18 protein-coding genes are annotated in these 14,601 nt (G+C 34.4%); 14 read left to right on the top strand and 4 right to left on the bottom strand.

The features are described from left to right. Position 1: 1 nt before the first annotated feature. From OL225_RS04265 to OL225_RS04200, 13 genes are all read left to right on the top strand, one after another. A complete protein-coding gene (locus tag OL225_RS04265) occupies positions 2-547 on the top strand; it encodes a hypothetical protein (protein ID WP_264517375.1) in 546 nt (181 codons plus the stop codon). Positions 548-737: 190 nt separating this feature from the next. Beyond that, entirely contained in the window at positions 738-1,676 is a 939-nt protein-coding gene (locus OL225_RS22010) for an RHS repeat-associated core domain-containing protein (RefSeq protein ID WP_319800564.1), read from the top strand. A 4-nt stretch (positions 1,677-1,680) separates the two neighbouring features. Next, positions 1,681-1,878, top strand: a complete 198-nt coding sequence (locus OL225_RS04255) for a hypothetical protein (RefSeq protein WP_193546516.1) — start codon at positions 1,681-1,683, stop codon at positions 1,876-1,878. A 330-nt stretch (positions 1,879-2,208) separates the two neighbouring features. Then, a complete protein-coding gene (locus OL225_RS04245) occupies positions 2,209-3,078 on the top strand; it encodes a hypothetical protein (RefSeq protein ID WP_264517374.1) in 870 nt (289 codons plus the stop codon). A 9-nt stretch (positions 3,079-3,087) separates the two neighbouring features. Next, positions 3,088-3,717 (top strand): hypothetical protein, encoded by a 630-nt coding sequence (locus tag OL225_RS04240; protein ID WP_264517373.1) that lies wholly within the window; start codon positions 3,088-3,090, stop codon positions 3,715-3,717. Between the two features lie 77 nt (positions 3,718-3,794). Then, positions 3,795-5,018, top strand: a complete 1,224-nt coding sequence (locus tag OL225_RS22040; RefSeq protein WP_413541850.1) for an RHS repeat-associated core domain-containing protein — start codon at positions 3,795-3,797, stop codon at positions 5,016-5,018. A gap of 5 nt (positions 5,019-5,023) precedes the next feature. Beyond that, positions 5,024-5,629: a hypothetical protein gene (locus OL225_RS04230; RefSeq protein WP_264517372.1), complete on the top strand. Its 606-nt coding sequence runs from the start codon at positions 5,024-5,026 to the stop codon at positions 5,627-5,629. A gap of 52 nt (positions 5,630-5,681) precedes the next feature. Further along, positions 5,682-5,939: a hypothetical protein gene (locus OL225_RS04225; protein ID WP_264517371.1), complete on the top strand. Its 258-nt coding sequence runs from the start codon at positions 5,682-5,684 to the stop codon at positions 5,937-5,939. Positions 5,940-6,016: 77 nt separating this feature from the next. After that, the gene (locus tag OL225_RS04220; RefSeq protein ID WP_264517370.1) at positions 6,017-6,580 is read left to right on the top strand and encodes a hypothetical protein; all 564 of its coding nucleotides are present in this window, start codon (positions 6,017-6,019) and stop codon (positions 6,578-6,580) included. Between the two features lie 98 nt (positions 6,581-6,678). Next, the gene (locus tag OL225_RS04215) at positions 6,679-7,119 is read left to right on the top strand and encodes a hypothetical protein (protein ID WP_264517369.1); all 441 of its coding nucleotides are present in this window, start codon (positions 6,679-6,681) and stop codon (positions 7,117-7,119) included. A 271-nt stretch (positions 7,120-7,390) separates the two neighbouring features. Then, positions 7,391-8,392 carry an RHS repeat-associated core domain-containing protein gene (locus OL225_RS22005; protein ID WP_319800588.1) on the top strand — a complete coding sequence of 334 codons (1,002 nt, stop codon included), beginning with the start codon at positions 7,391-7,393 and terminating at the stop codon, positions 8,390-8,392. 41 nt (positions 8,393-8,433) lie between these two features. Beyond that, a complete protein-coding gene (locus tag OL225_RS04205) occupies positions 8,434-8,673 on the top strand; it encodes a hypothetical protein (RefSeq protein ID WP_264517368.1) in 240 nt (79 codons plus the stop codon). A 395-nt stretch (positions 8,674-9,068) separates the two neighbouring features. Beyond that, on the top strand, positions 9,069-10,205 hold the full coding sequence (locus OL225_RS04200; protein WP_264517367.1) for a 1-acyl-sn-glycerol-3-phosphate acyltransferase: 1,137 nt from the start codon (positions 9,069-9,071) through the stop codon (positions 10,203-10,205). Between the two features lie 69 nt (positions 10,206-10,274). Here the strand turns inward: OL225_RS04200 and OL225_RS04195 are convergent, their stop codons facing one another. Continuing rightward, on the bottom strand, positions 10,275-10,553 hold the full coding sequence (locus OL225_RS04195; protein ID WP_264517366.1) for a YbbC/YhhH family protein: 279 nt from the start codon (positions 10,551-10,553) through the stop codon (positions 10,275-10,277). 158 nt (positions 10,554-10,711) lie between these two features. Next, positions 10,712-11,761: an alpha/beta fold hydrolase gene (locus OL225_RS04190; RefSeq protein ID WP_264517365.1), complete on the bottom strand. Its 1,050-nt coding sequence runs from the start codon at positions 11,759-11,761 to the stop codon at positions 10,712-10,714. Positions 11,762-11,988: 227 nt separating this feature from the next. Here OL225_RS04190 and OL225_RS04185 point away from each other — a divergent pair, with 227 nt between their 5' ends. Next, complete coding sequence (locus tag OL225_RS04185) at positions 11,989-12,534, top strand: hypothetical protein (protein WP_264517364.1); 546 nt, start codon at positions 11,989-11,991, stop codon at positions 12,532-12,534. A gap of 18 nt (positions 12,535-12,552) precedes the next feature. Here the strand turns inward: OL225_RS04185 and OL225_RS04180 are convergent, their stop codons facing one another. Continuing rightward, positions 12,553-12,981 carry a DUF3592 domain-containing protein gene (locus tag OL225_RS04180; protein ID WP_264517363.1) on the bottom strand — a complete coding sequence of 143 codons (429 nt, stop codon included), beginning with the start codon at positions 12,979-12,981 and terminating at the stop codon, positions 12,553-12,555. 90 nt (positions 12,982-13,071) lie between these two features. Beyond that, on the bottom strand, positions 13,072-14,559 hold the full coding sequence (locus OL225_RS04175) for a class A beta-lactamase-related serine hydrolase (protein ID WP_264517362.1): 1,488 nt from the start codon (positions 14,557-14,559) through the stop codon (positions 13,072-13,074). Positions 14,560-14,601: the final 42 nt, after the last annotated feature.

Genomic DNA, 14,601 nt, shown 5'->3' with positions numbered 1-14,601 from the left:
AATGGAAATTAATAATAGTATTTTGAATAAAAATATAAATCTTCTTTCTATTGAAGATTTTGATTTAGATGTGTCAGAGGATTTAATTCGTTTAAAAAAAATATATAAATGTTTGTTTTCAGATAGTAATACTCTTTTTTTTGCTTTCCGAAGAGAAGAAAACTTAACTGATAAGGAAGAGCTTAAAAAGCTTAAAGTTAAGATACTTGAAAATTTTGAGAATTATGGAGAATATATTGTGCTGAAAGAACTTGATAATGCTCGCTTTGATAGTGTTGGCAGAATTAAGATAAATGAGTATACATATAACTTTATTTTTGATGTTTGGAAATATTTTTACAGTTGCACCTTTTTTATTCCTACTGAAAATTTTAATTTTTCTGATTATATCACTTTTCAAAAAAAGAATAAATTTCATGATATAGGAAATGAAAAATTATTAATTCATCACTATGCAAATTTTAGTTGTATAAAAGGGTTAGGTGGAAATACCTTAATCATAAGTTCTCGAAATGACTTCAAGCTACCTGATTTAACGATTAGTTAATAGTCAAAAGTATACAAAATGAATATCCATTATAGATAAGTATATTGGTAACAAATTAGAGTATTGAAAAATCAATACTCTAATTTTCCAAATATGAAAAAAATATCTTGGAAATACCAGGGTAAGCTTTGCCAAAAGCAGCACAGGCGCTCCTGAAATTATTGATACCAACAATTACTATCCTTTTGAGATGAATCATATCTCAGGTTCGTTCAGCACTTCAGGTTTCGGAAGTTTCTACAGCTATAAATATAATGGTAAAGAACTCCAGGAAAGTGGAATGTATGATTATGGTGCAAGGATGTATATGCCTGATCTGGGAAGATGGGGAACCACAGATCCTTTAGCAGAAGGCTTTAGACGATTTAGTCCTTATCATTATGGAGCAGATAATCCTGTTATGTTTATAGACCCTGATGGGATGAGAAATAAACCATATGATGGAGGGTTAGAAATTAGTGTACCTGATGGCTCATGGTGGTTTGCAGGAGGAAGTGGAAATTTCACCTCAGGATATATAGAGAATAACTGGATTGGTAAACGAACCGGAGGTGGAGCAACCCCGAAGACATTTGGAGAAACACAAGCTTATAGAGATATAATGGCTTATCTTGCTGTGCCTGAAGCTGAATATTTCAAAGAAAATGATTTTACACAGGATGATATAGATGAAGAGTGTCCTAAATGTCCCAAATCTAAAGAATATTCAGGTATTCGAAAAACATGGAACTTTCTAGCAGATAATATTATTTCAAAACCAGCAGAAGGTATTCAAGTTGTAGGATATCTCTTTTATGGAAGTTTTTATCTTGCACCAAAAGAAATGATTAAACAAGGAAAGGCTGGTGATATGCATGTAAAAATGGACATAACCTTATGGGGGTTTAAAGATGGGGCATGGGGGCAAACATTAAATTATAAAGATGGAACTACAATATTGAGTGAAAAGGAGAAATTTAATAAAATATCTATTCCGGCTATTGAAGCGATGACAATGGGTATTGGTTTTAGACTTAAACCATTCACTCAATTGGGTACAGTAGGAAACGCTGTTGGCAATTGGGGAGTTAATACAGGAATGAAAAGCACAGTTAAAAAAGGTATATATCAATTAGGACCAAAATATTAATATTATGATAGATTTTGTATTTGGAGGATTTGGAGTTTTTATAAGATGGATTTTTGTATATAAATTTAATTCAAAAAAAATGTCTGAAGCATATAACTCTAATATAGAAAAAGAAGGAGCCAAAAATAATATGGCTGGCTTATTTTTGATACCTATAGCTATAATTATTGGTATAATAATTAATTACTTAGATAAATGGTAACTTTGCAAATATGTTGGTGATAAATTAGAGTATTAATTTTCAATACTCTAATTTTGAATCTTACTTAAAAATACTAGCATTGGTGCAAAAGCTCTTGAAGAAAACAACTATTATCCTTTTGGATTAAAGCATGCCGGATACAATGCTATAGGAGGTAGCAACCTATCTTACAATTATCAATACAACGATAAAGAATTACAAAACGAAGCATGATAGAATGATTACGATGCAAGAAATCTGTCTGATCTTGGAAGATGGGGCGTAATAGATCCATTAGCTGAAGGTTTCAGACGATTTAGCCCTTACCATTATGGAGCAGATAATCCTGTTATGTTTATAGACCCGGATGGGATGAGAAATGTACCTTATGACGGAGGGATGATCAGTAATATCCCAGAAGGATCGTGGTGGTTTGCCGGGATGAACGGAAGCTTTACGCCGGACTACGTAGTAAATTCCGGACTTGATAAACGAACTGGTGGGGGTTCTACTCAGGGAACTTTTGGAAAAACGCAAGCATATGCAGATTTAATGGCAGCAGTTCAAAACGGAGGAGATTTCTCTCTCAAAACCAATAACGGCTATATGAGCTGGTGGACAGGAGGTGCTTTAGGTGATGCCAATACAGCTCAGGAAATGGTGGGGCATATGTTAAAGCTCGCTGGAGATGGTTTATTAGGACTTACGAATGATATAGAAAGTGCAAGTCATTCTTTAATGAAATATCAAACGGAAGATTTTTTTAAAGACACTGAAAAGCATTTAAATGGACAATTAGGAAATGCTAATATGATAATAGATGAGTACAATAAATTATCTAACATAAACAAAATAAACGCTTCAACGTTTCTTTCAGCAGTTAGTGGTATTAGAGCAGGAAAGATTTTAAGATCAACCGAAGGATTTATGAAATCTGTAGGTAAAATATCTAAAAGATTAGGCTATGTTGGTACAGCATTAACTGCTGGTGTAACATTATATGAATTTGGAACTGATACTTGGGATGCCCATTCAATTGTAAATCTTGGTCTATTAGGTGCAACAGCTGTTGCTACATTTGCCACAGCTCCTGTTATAGTTGCAGCAGCTCCCGCCATCCTTGCAGGGATTGCAATTTATGGAGTAGCAGACTATATGTTTGGAGTAAGTGATCAATTAGATAAGAGTATTGGTAGAAAATCTACAATTTGGTACCCATAAATAAATTAAATGAAAAAGTATAAATTTAAAAATTTTTCAATAAAAAGACTGATATTGTTTATGTCTTTTGCTTTTATTTTCGTAATATTATTAACTATACTAACTTCTATTTATTATAATCCAAAAATTTTTCCTGCGATTGTACTTTTTGCATTATCAGCTTTAAGCTTTATGTTAATTAAAAATAATTGTACAATTACATATAATATAATTTTGGATAATGATTATATTTTTTTTAACAATAAAAAAATTGATATAATAGATATTCGTAATTATAATTTTAGTGAAACTGAAACATTTTATGGATGTAGATTAGTCTTTAAGTCTTATAAAATTTTTTTGAATATTCCTAAAAAAGATAGTGGGAATTATTTAGATTTTAAAGAAGATTTAATTGAAATTATTACTTTGCAGAATAAAAAAAGAAGTAATGATTTGATTGTTGAATACAATTGGTATAATACTAAATCAGCTAAGATTTATGGTTATATAATGATTGGAATAATGTTAACATGGCTAATGTTAATGGTAATGTTTCCTAATAAATTGAATATATCAAATTTAGGATTGTTCTTAATTGTTTCAGGAGGTCTTTCACCAATCTTATTGAGGATTTTTAGAAATAATAAATCTATTTAAAAACTGATAGTATTAATAATATTCCAAAAATTTTGATAATAAATTAGGGCATTGGATTTCAATGCTCTAATTTTTGAATATTACTAAAAAATACCGTTGGCAGCGCAGAAGCTCTGGAAGAAAATAACTATTATCCTTTTGGGTTAAAGCACTCAGGATATAATACTGTAGGAGGTAACCCATCTTATAATTACCAGTACAATGGTAAAGAATTACAAAAGGAAACCGGCTGGAATGATTACGGAGCAAGGATGTATATGTCTGACATTGGAAGATGGGGTGTCGTAGACCCGTTAGCAGAAACCTCCAGAAGATTTACCCCATATAATTATGCTTTTAATAACCCGATAAGCTTTATAGATCCGGATGGAAGGCGCGCCATGTCACCGGCAGAAAAAGATCCCAGCTCTATGGGCTTTGGAAATGGGATGTTATCCTATTATGCCAGTGGCGGGAAAGGAAGCCGTGCAAACATCATGGCATTTTCAGGACAGCAAGACTATTCCTTGGGAGGAGTATATGACGCCAAACCATGGACAGGAGGTGGTGGAGAAACTTTTGGAGAAACACAGGCTTATAGAGATTTGATGGCATCTATCAAAAATGGAGGAGACTTTTCGCTTAAAACCAAAAACGGCTATATGAGCTGGTGGACAGGAGGAGCTTTGGGAGATGCTACAACAGCTCAGGAGATGGTAGGACATATGATGAAGTTTGAAGATAAAACTTTAAGTGATAGTTATTTTGATGGATTTGTAGGAGGAGCTCAGTCATCTTGGAATTATATTAAAGGACAATTTTTTGGAGAAAGTTATTGGAATGGGCTTGCTAATACTTTTACTTTAGGAGCTTATGGAACAGTAAAAACACTTAATAGTTTAATAGATATTACGAGTAACATTCCTAATTATACCTCAAATGATTATTCATACGGTGCAGGGTACCTAACAGAAAAAGCTGCTGAAGCAATAATATTAAAAGAAGCATCTCAAATAAATCCTTTTGGACTTAGAGGAGGATATGGTGTTTTTGGAAAAAATGGGCTTAAAATTGGAGGCTATAAAGTAGAGGCTCTTTACGGAAATGGACCAGGTGTTCCAGGAGGTACAATATTTTCTATGAAAAGTAATATTCAAGGTGGAAATTTATTGCGATGGGATTATGGAATTCCTCATGCCAATCCTACAGGATCAATAGGGATTCATTCTCATTTTAGATTTATTATTGGAGGCTCTACGTATGGAAGTTCCGCTCAATATCCTTGGCATGCTCCATTTAATTACTGGAATTATAAAAAATAATTTTTATGGACAAGAGTTTAGATTTATTCCGATATAATGAGGACATAATTAGTATAAAAGATATGGAAAATGATCTTGAAATAAAACAAATAAAATGGGATGATATTTTTAAATATTTTTCAATAAATACTTCTTATGTATATTTTCTTGGGTTTAAACGATGGGTAGAGAATGATAATCTTATGAATACAATTAATTTTATTTCAGACAAAATATTAGTTAGTATTGGTGATGACAATAGAATTATTTTATGTAAATTAAAAATAGATACTCTTATAAATAGGGAACTAATTAATAGAATGTTTCATTATTATGAGTTTCCAACATTAATTTTTATAAAAAATATTGAACAAGAAGCAGAAATTGTTAAGTATACACAGAGATTACCACTAGGAAATATACCCTTAACAAATCTTCCTTATTTATATACAGCTTCCAGAGAATCACAACCAGACGTATTATGGTTACGTAAAAGTCAAGATATGGATTTTCCATGGGAGACCACAAGATCTCCTTTAGCTTTGAAAGAAGAATTTTCTAGACCATGGTATAAAAAGATTTTAAACTCATTAGGTTTTTATTGGGATATTAAGATTAACCGAAATAGATAAAATTTTGATTAATATATTATTTTGAAGATCTGTGGAAATTAATAATAGTATTTTGAATAAAAATATAAATCTTCTTTCTATTGAAGATTTTGATTTAGATGTGTCAGAGGATTTAATTCGTTTAAAAAAAATATATAAATGTTTGTTTTCAGATAGTAATACTCTTTTTTTTGCTTTCCGAAGAGAAGAAAACTTAACTGATAGGGAAGAACTTAAAAAACTTAAAGTTAAGATACTTGAAAATTTTGAGAATTATGGAGAATATATTGTACTGAAAGAACTTGATAATGCTCGCCGGACTACGTGGTAAATTCCGGACTTGGTAAACGAACTGGTGGGGGATCTACTCAGGGAATTTTTGGAAAAACGCAAGCATATGCAGATTTAATGGCAGCAGTTCAAAACGGAGGAGATTTCTCTCTCAAAACCAATAACGGCTATATGAGCTGGTGGACAGGAGGAGCTGCTGGAAATGCGAATACAGCACAAGAAATGGTAGGACATGTGTTGAAGCTTGGTGAGAATTTTCCTTCTAATCAAGAAATAACTCCTTGGCAGTTAGGCGTAGAATGGCTTTCAGGAACAGGTCCAAGACATCGAGATTTTACTAATGGAGACTTAATGACAGAAATGCTAAGACAACATAATCATGTACAAGCCACTAGGGATATTATCCTATCTAAAATGGCTTTAAGTCAAAGTAGTTTAGAGGGGTCAAATTCTTATAAGCTAGGTGGTATTAAAGGAGTTGGGCTTTATCTTAAAGATTATTCAACGTTATTAACAGGCGGGTTAACAGGGAATTTAGCAGTAACATATTTAGGATCTTATAACTTAGAATACACGGCAGCAGCATATAATAAGAGTGTAGTTGTTTCATTTCATGTTGAAAATTCTTCTACAATGCAATCTGCGTCCCGCCCTCCTGTGCTTGGCTATCTTCCAATTTGACAACAGACAGCGGGGAAACTTATTAATGATAAATTTAAAACAGGTTGGGGGTCTAAAACTACTCAATCATTTCACTGGACAGAAGTATTATATCTAAAATGAAAACAAAATTAAAACATTTATTAATTACACTATTAACAATTATGTTATATAGTTGTGGTAAAACTAAGCCAAAACAATCAGATTTTATAGGTACTTGGAAGTCATCTGATAATGCATATATCAAATTAAATAAAAATGGAACTTGTATTTTGAAAGGGGTCGATCATTATAAAATCAGTAGTTTTCCAAAAAATAAAAATAGAGAATTAAATACTGAAGGAACTTGGCAGTTTACAGAAAATGTAGAAAGTGGTATTATTGATAATATAGACAATGGAATTACTATAAAATATAATCTACCCGAGGGAACAAAAGGGGAAATTTTATTTTATATCTCAGGGCAAGGTATCAATGGAAATAATCCACCTTGGAATATTTTTATATGGGAAGGTGATCCTGATGAAATGCTAAAATACGAGTTTGTAAAAAATAATTAAATACATAAGCAACAAACTGCAAGCTAGTGTTAGCGTTCTCGCTCGTGTTATAAAATAAGGTAATGTTTCAAACATGTTGGTGATAAATTAGAGTATTGAAAATCAATACTCTAATTTTAAAAATAAGAATGAAAATCTCAATTTAAATGATATTACTGATAGCCAGAACAGTAGAAAAGAGAAAATAGGTCATTTAAAATATTGAAGATCATACCAGGTGTTTCAGATGTGTTGGTAAAAAGACCATCTTGGAAATACCAGGGTAAGTTTTATCAAAAGCAGCACAGGCGCTCCTGAAATTATCGATACCAACAATTATTACCCTTTTGGGCTGAACCATATCTCGGGTTCTTTCAGCACCTCAGGTTTCGGAAGTTTCTACAGCTATAAATATAATGGCAAAGAACTTCAGGAAAATGGAATGTATGATTATGGTGCAAGGATGTATATGCCGGATTTGGGAAGATGGGGAACCACAGATCCATTAGCGGAAGCATTTAGGAGATTTAGCCCTTATCACTATGGAGCTGATAATCCTGTGATGTTTACAGATCCGGATGGGATGAGAAATAAACCATATGATGGAGGGTTAGAAATTAGTGTACCTGATGGCTCATGGTGGTTTGCAGGAGGAAGTGGGAATTTTACCTCAGGATATATAGAAAATAACTGGATTGGTAAACGAACCGGTGGAGGATCTACAGCAACTAACATCATCCTGAATTTTTTAAGGGGAGATGCTGGGCATGTTGGTAATTTCGTTAATAGCGATTTTGAAAAAAACGGTTGGCATGTAATTGATGCTTCAAGCTTAAAAGATGCTTTGGAAAAATTAATAGCATATCTGGGACAAAATCTTGCCGACAACATTTTTATTAATGCACATGGTTTACAAAGTCTACGTTATGTATTTGATGAAAAAGGAGAAGTAATTCCTGATTCAAATTCTGAGACGGGATATAGAATGACAGGAGATACAGGCTTTTATACAAATCTTAAAACTGAAAAAATCCTAGGGAGTCATATGCAACAGTATACATCTGATAAAAGTAAATTGGCTGCGGAAACAAGAAACAGTATAGAAAGTCTCATCGGGATTGCCAAATATGTTAAGGATGGCAAAAATCTGATTATGGGATCATGTTTGTCCGTGAGATATGATGATCTTTTTGGTACAGGAATTTCCTCAATTGCTAAATCAAGAGATGTTTTTGTGAATAGAGACTATTCAAGTATGATAACTATATGTTTGTTTCTTCAATGGCTATACTAGATAAAGATTTCAATTACGAGTATTTTATAAAATATCATTACATGCCACTACCACCACCAAAAAATGAAATTTATAAAGCGTGGATTACCATACAAGACACTCGAAATTTTTGTAATGTAACAGACATTGATCTAAAAGGAAATATTGTTTACGAAAATATAGATGATATTTTAAGTAATATTTCAAAGGTTCCTAAAGAGAATATCTCTGAAAAAAAATGTAATCCTGTAATTTATGATATTGATCTAAAAGATTTTTTTCCTGAAAAAATCATTAAATAAATTTTTGGTCATGTTCAAAAATGTTTTTTCTATAATTAATGGAACTTAATAAAGAAAATTATAAATAAAATAATTCAAAAAACAGGTAATCTATAGGGTTACCTGTTTTATTTTTATTGGTAAAAACGCTTAAAGATGATTTAAATATGAATATGGCAGATGTGTTAGTGGAAATGTAGGATTTATAAAATACGGAAGAATAAAGTTGTGAAAAAAAATCTATTTTTGGAGCAGAGTTGAATGTAAACATTAGAAATATAATTATGATTTTCTTTTACAATTAACGCAATATTCCCCGAACTCCTACGCCCTTCATAATACTTTAACACCCATTATACCCTATCCCCCAATAAATTTTCGTTCTTTTGCAAAAGTTTTAATTTTTACCTAACTGCATGTCTAAGTTTGATGAAATCCGGTATTTCTATGATCAGGAAGTGAATGAGAGATTACAGAGCATAGCCCGTGATCCGATGATGAAAGCTCTGATGAATTTTACTTTTCCTGATACGGATGAGCAGGTTTGGCTGGAACAGTTTAAAAATGTTCATTCCATCAGTGATTTCCAGCATCAGTTTGTAGCGTATGCCGTTCGTCAGATCCTTGCGAAAAGTTCTGACGGCTTAACGACCTCAGGCTTCGATAAGCTGGATAAGAACACCCCTTACCTTTTCATCTCAAACCACAGGGATATCGTTCTGGATACTTCACTGCTTAATCTGGTTTTGCTGGAGGGTGGCTATATTATGACCGCTTCTGCTATCGGAGATAATCTTGTCCGCAAAAAATTCTTAAACGTACTGGCAAAACTGAACCGGAATTTTTTGGTACAAAGAGGTTTGTCCCTTCGTGAACAACTTACAAGTTCACAGACGATGTCTGAATATATTAAGGAGCAATTGCATCAGGGAAACCGTTCTGTATGGATTGCCCAACGTGAGGGCCGTACCAAAAACGGTAATGATTCTACCCAGCAGGGTGTTTTAAAAATGCTTGCCATGGCAGCTGGAGATCAGTCACTGATAGATTATTTTAAAACTTTAAAAATAGTTCCGATCTCTATTTCCTATGAGTACGATCCTACAGATTCTTTAAAAATGCCTCAATTGCTGGCTCAGCACAGGGATGAGGAATATATTAAAGGGAAAAATGAAGATTTCACCAATATCATCAGTGGAATTCTGGGACAAAAGAAACGTATCCACCTTCATGCCGGTGATGTCCTTGATACTGAACTGGACGAAATTGCAGCGACCATTGACAATAAAAACAAACAGCTGCAGGCCATTGCACAGGTAATTGACCGTTCTATCATCAGTAATTATAAACTTTGGCCAACCAAATACATTGCTTACGATTTACTTCATAATACCAATACCTACGCTTCCGAATACACGGAACAGGAAAAACAGTTATTTACCCGCAGGCTTGAAATGCGTATAGATCCATCCGATCCGGTTTCTAAAGAGTATTTCTTAGCCATGTATGCCAATCCTTTGGTGAATAAACTGAAGCTGGAAGAAGGTTTATAAGAAGAATTGACCACCAAATAATAAAAAACCACTGCTGCTGAGTAGTGGTTTTTTATTTTTTAAAGGGTTTTATTCTCCATGGGTATACTCAATCACTTTTTCTGTTTTTACATTTACTTCGGCATATGCAACACCTCCAATTGCCGGCGGTGTTGGAGAGTTTCCATGCACAATCCAGATACTGTCGTTTTTCTTTTCTGCAACGAACGGTTTTTGCTTATTTATTGTTGATTTACCATACACTTCGTTCCATTTTTTTTCAGCCACGGAAATGGCAATTTCTTTATCGGTCTTACTCTTTTCACAACTTAAAAGTGAAAATAATAATATGAAAGCAAAATATTTCATTTTAAATAAATTATGAATGATGTCTAAAGCTTCTTCGTTATTTTTTATAACACTTGCTCTGTTTTTCTCTGGTACTCAAATATAATTATTTTAAGACAAAATAGTGCTGAGATTTTACTTTTCAACATTCAGATCATCCTATTTGATCTGGCAGATATTTATTTGGTTTGTAACATGGAGTCTACTTCTATAATCGCATCTGCAAATGCTTTTGGAGCTTCCTGTGGCAAATTGTGTCCAATTCCACCTGTTAGAGTATGATGTGCGTATTTGCCTGTATATCTGGAAGCATAACTTTCCGGGGCAGGAAACGCAGCTCCGTTGGCATCACCTTCCAGGGTAACTGTTGGGACTGTAATGGCGGGAGATTTTGCAAGTTTAGCTTCAAATGCATCATATTGTTTTTCCCCTTTCACCAATCCAAGACGCCAGCGGTAATTGTGAATTACAATATCAACGTGGTCAGGATTATTGAATGCTGTAGCAGAACGTTCGTAGGTCTGATCATCAAAAGTCCATTTTGGCGAAGCAGTTTTCCATATCAGTTTATTAAATGCCACAGTATTCGCTTTATAGCCCTTATAACCTCTTTCAGTAGAAAAATAATATTGATACCACCATAAAAATTCAGCATTTGGAGGTAGAGGTTTTTCGTTGGCCTTTGGGCTTCCAATTAAATATCCGCTTACCGCCACCAGTCCGGAGCATCGCTCTGGCCACAATGCAGCCATGATATCTGCCGTTCTGGCTCCCCAGTCAAAACCGCCAATGATCGCTTTATCAATTTTCAGGGCATCCATAAAAGCAATGATATCCAATGCCACAGCACTCTGCTGACCGTTTCGTTTTGTATTGGGTGAAACAAAAGTCGTTGTACCATAGCCTCTTAAATAAGGGACCAAAACACGGTAGCCTTTTTCTGCAAGTATCGCTGAGGATTGTTCAAAACTGTGAATATCATAAGGCCATCCATGAAGAAGGATAACAGGTTTTCCGTTTGCAGGCCCTACTTCTGCATACCCTACATCCAGCAGCCCGGCTCTGATTTTCTTTGTATTCTGAAAAGCTGATCTGACAGCTGCATTTTCCTGATCTTTTTCGCCAGTGGTATAAGTCTGTGCTTTTAGAGATAACAATCCAACTCCCATAAAAATAACCAGGGATAAAACGAATCGTATTTTTTTACTGAAGTTCAATGTTGTATTCATAATAGTGATGTTTTATGATGGTAAAATTATGGTATAACAGAGCCAGGAATAAGTGCAAATACTTTGAGCAGGTCATATTGAGCGGTGAAAACTGATTTTCGGGCGGTAAACCGGACAGCAGAATACATAAAGATGTCTAAAATTATTATTAAAATATGCAAAACATAATTCATCTTCAGGCAGTTTTTCCAAAAACATTATCTTCGTATCTGAAAAAATTTGACAAAATGAAGAAAATAATATTTCTGGCTTCGGCTGTCCTTGTTCTCAATTCATGTGTAGTAAGAACAGCTACAAAAGTAGTATCAGGAGCTGTAAGCTTAAGCTATAAAGCAGTAAAAGGAACCGTCAACGGAATCAGCTGGGCGGTAAGCAAAGCGAAAGGAAAAATTGATGAAGACCGTCTGGACGGAACCTGGAAAGTGGTGGGAGTTTATCGTGGTTCTTTTGAAGATTTTTCTAAAGATCAGAATCCTGACGGCTCATTTACCTCAGAATGTACGGAAGGCTTTGACCAGATCGTTTTCAAGGCTAAAAAGTCAAAATTCAAACCAGTACACTGCAGCACACAGGATGAAGACTGGGTGAAATATTCTATGGAGTTTGGAAAAAATCCTTCAACAAAAGAAAAGGAGAATTATATAGAATACAACTCGAATAACTATATTTCTGTCATAGATGCTAATAATAAGACGATGGTCCTGGAAGGAAACCTGATGCCTAAACTGGCATTTTCCGGGGCTAAATTGTATCTTCTGGAAAAGGTAAAATAGAAATACAGAAGGAAGAGGTTATTTTAAAAACTGGTCTGCAATAAAATAACCTCCTCCCACTACCAGCAATGGCAGTGCTATTGAGATCAGTATTAAAGGCCATGCAAAAATTCTGAAATACGTATATAATTCTACCGAAGAAGGATCATCCGGATCATAGATAACAGTCTCTGTCTCACCTACCGACCAGGCTGAAGGATTGGTACCTTCCGGCAGTTCATAGGTATATTCAACATTATTTCCGGTACGGAAGGTAAAGAGAGGGCTGAATACTATTCCATCCGAATCAAATTCCCGCAGTGAGGTAACGGTTGCCGTTGTCTTTTCTGCTTTTTTTAAGAATAAAAGAGTGCTTTTGAGGCTCAGCAATGCTGCAACAAACAGGAGTATTCCTGCTCCAAGGATAATATAATACTGCCACATAGCTTTTGTTTTGTTTCTGTTCATAATTTGGCATACTGGAAACAAATACACACCTATTGTATTTATTTCCAGATTGATACCCCGAATATACAAAGATTTTCATTGCATAAACAGTTATCGGGTTTCTATCTCCACAATCTTCTTCCCTTCTTTCCCCAGATAATGAAGCACCAGCTTTTCATAAACTTTATAGCCATCATCTACATTGGTAAATATCACAATCCCTCTACCTGAATCAGGCAGTACAATGGCAATACATCTTGTTCCCTGATCTGCTCCTCCGTGAGATAAAGCATATTCGCCATTTCCAAGATCATAAATTTCAAGACCTAGTCCGAAATACTTATTTTCTTTAACCTTCACCTGTTTTTTGATCATTTCCTGAAAAACTTCCGGCTTCAGATTTTTTCCTTTCATAATGCTGACCATAAAATTTCCGTAATCTTCTATCGTGGTGTGCAGATCATCGGCAGCATTGGCTGTTTTAATTTTTTCTATCGGATAAGCATTTCCCTTTTCATTGTATCCTGTCACAAATCTTGACTCATCTGTATTCTGATCCCAGATATAGTTTGTATTACGCATTTTGAGAGGCTGAAAAATAAGTTCTTTCGCAAGCTGGTCCAGTGATTTACCAAACTTCTTTTCCAGTGCTTTCCGAAGGTATTCAAAACCTTCTCCTGAATATTGATACTTTGTGCCCGGATCAAACTGAAAGTTGAGTTTTTTGTTAGTGTTCATCCATCTCCAGTTAGGAAAACCGGTCTGATGGCTCAGGATCATCCTGGTTGTTATCTTTTTATGTCTTGCATCATTCGCAATGTCCGGATCTGTCCAGTAAGCATCTAAAGGTTCATCCAGTTTCCATTTTCCTAAGCTTACCAATCGTAAGGTTACCATTGCAGTAACTGGTTTGGTGAGAGAGGCAACATTAAAATAAGCATTGAGGGGGACTGAAATTCCTGTTTTGGTATCTCCAAAAACTTTTACCTGCTGTAGTTTTCCACCTTCGATAATTCCTAACCCCAAAGTAGGAATATTATTTTCTTTCAGCCAGCTTTGCATCGACTGATCATTATCAAACATTGTTTCATTATCAGTAGTCTGCTTCGGATGGTGATCAAAGCTCAATGAATTTTTAAGTTTCCACTCAGCATTTTCCAAAATCCACAAATGAGTAAACTTTGCTTCCCCGACTAATTTCTCAGCCTGATCCCCTATCTTTTCATAAAACAGGTGATCTCCATTCTGAATGGCAGCATATATTTTCCCATCTTTATACATGGGGTAGATCTCGGTACTTTTACCAACTAAAACTCTTTTTAATTGATAAGTTTCCGGAGACTTACACAATCCGTTTTTAAAATCAATGATGAATTTCTTTTTGTCTTCAAAGCCGCCCTTATCGTGATAAAATTCAAACCCGTCGCTTAACATGCTTTCCATCTTTCCGATGTTACAGGTGTTGTAACCTGCTGAAAAAAACAGGCTGTCTTTTGATATAATTGTTTTGTAAAGAGGGTCAGTTTTTTCTGTCTGTGCATGTACTATACTCATGAACAGAATCAAAAAAGGAAGGATAAACTGTGAAGATTTTGTCATTGTTATTTTTTTGACAAAGATTCAATTTCATTTTGTTTTTTA

It is taken from the genome of Chryseobacterium viscerum, from assembly GCF_025949665.1.
Taxonomy (GTDB): Bacteria; Bacteroidota; Bacteroidia; order Flavobacteriales; family Weeksellaceae; genus Chryseobacterium; species Chryseobacterium viscerum_A.
This window is presented reverse-complemented; position numbering and strand designations above follow the sequence as displayed.

Bases quoted from the DNA above. Each gene is read 5' to 3' on its own strand.
- OL225_RS04190 (WP_264517365.1), bottom strand. From the start codon at position 11,761: ATGAATACAACATTGAACTTCAGTAAAAAAATACGATTCGTTTTATCC.
- OL225_RS04230 (WP_264517372.1), top strand. From the start codon at position 5,024: ATGGACAAGAGTTTAGATTTATTCCGATATAATGAGGACATAATTAGT.
- OL225_RS04245 (WP_264517374.1), top strand. From the start codon at position 2,209: ATGTTTATAGACCCGGATGGGATGAGAAATGTACCTTATGACGGAGGG.
- OL225_RS04185 (WP_264517364.1), top strand. From the start codon at position 11,989: ATGAAGAAAATAATATTTCTGGCTTCGGCTGTCCTTGTTCTCAATTCA.
- OL225_RS04240 (WP_264517373.1), top strand. From the start codon at position 3,088: ATGAAAAAGTATAAATTTAAAAATTTTTCAATAAAAAGACTGATATTG.
- OL225_RS22010 (WP_319800564.1), top strand. From the start codon at position 738: ATGAATCATATCTCAGGTTCGTTCAGCACTTCAGGTTTCGGAAGTTTC.
- OL225_RS04205 (WP_264517368.1), top strand. From the start codon at position 8,434: ATGCCACTACCACCACCAAAAAATGAAATTTATAAAGCGTGGATTACC.
- OL225_RS04215 (WP_264517369.1), top strand. From the start codon at position 6,679: ATGAAAACAAAATTAAAACATTTATTAATTACACTATTAACAATTATG.
- OL225_RS04195 (WP_264517366.1), bottom strand. From the start codon at position 10,553: ATGAAATATTTTGCTTTCATATTATTATTTTCACTTTTAAGTTGTGAA.
- OL225_RS04265 (WP_264517375.1), top strand. From the start codon at position 2: ATGGAAATTAATAATAGTATTTTGAATAAAAATATAAATCTTCTTTCT.
- OL225_RS04255 (WP_193546516.1), top strand. From the start codon at position 1,681: ATGATAGATTTTGTATTTGGAGGATTTGGAGTTTTTATAAGATGGATT.
- OL225_RS04220 (WP_264517370.1), top strand. From the start codon at position 6,017: ATGGCAGCAGTTCAAAACGGAGGAGATTTCTCTCTCAAAACCAATAAC.
- OL225_RS04180 (WP_264517363.1), bottom strand. From the start codon at position 12,981: ATGAACAGAAACAAAACAAAAGCTATGTGGCAGTATTATATTATCCTT.
- OL225_RS04200 (WP_264517367.1), top strand. From the start codon at position 9,069: ATGTCTAAGTTTGATGAAATCCGGTATTTCTATGATCAGGAAGTGAAT.
- OL225_RS04175 (WP_264517362.1), bottom strand. From the start codon at position 14,559: ATGACAAAATCTTCACAGTTTATCCTTCCTTTTTTGATTCTGTTCATG.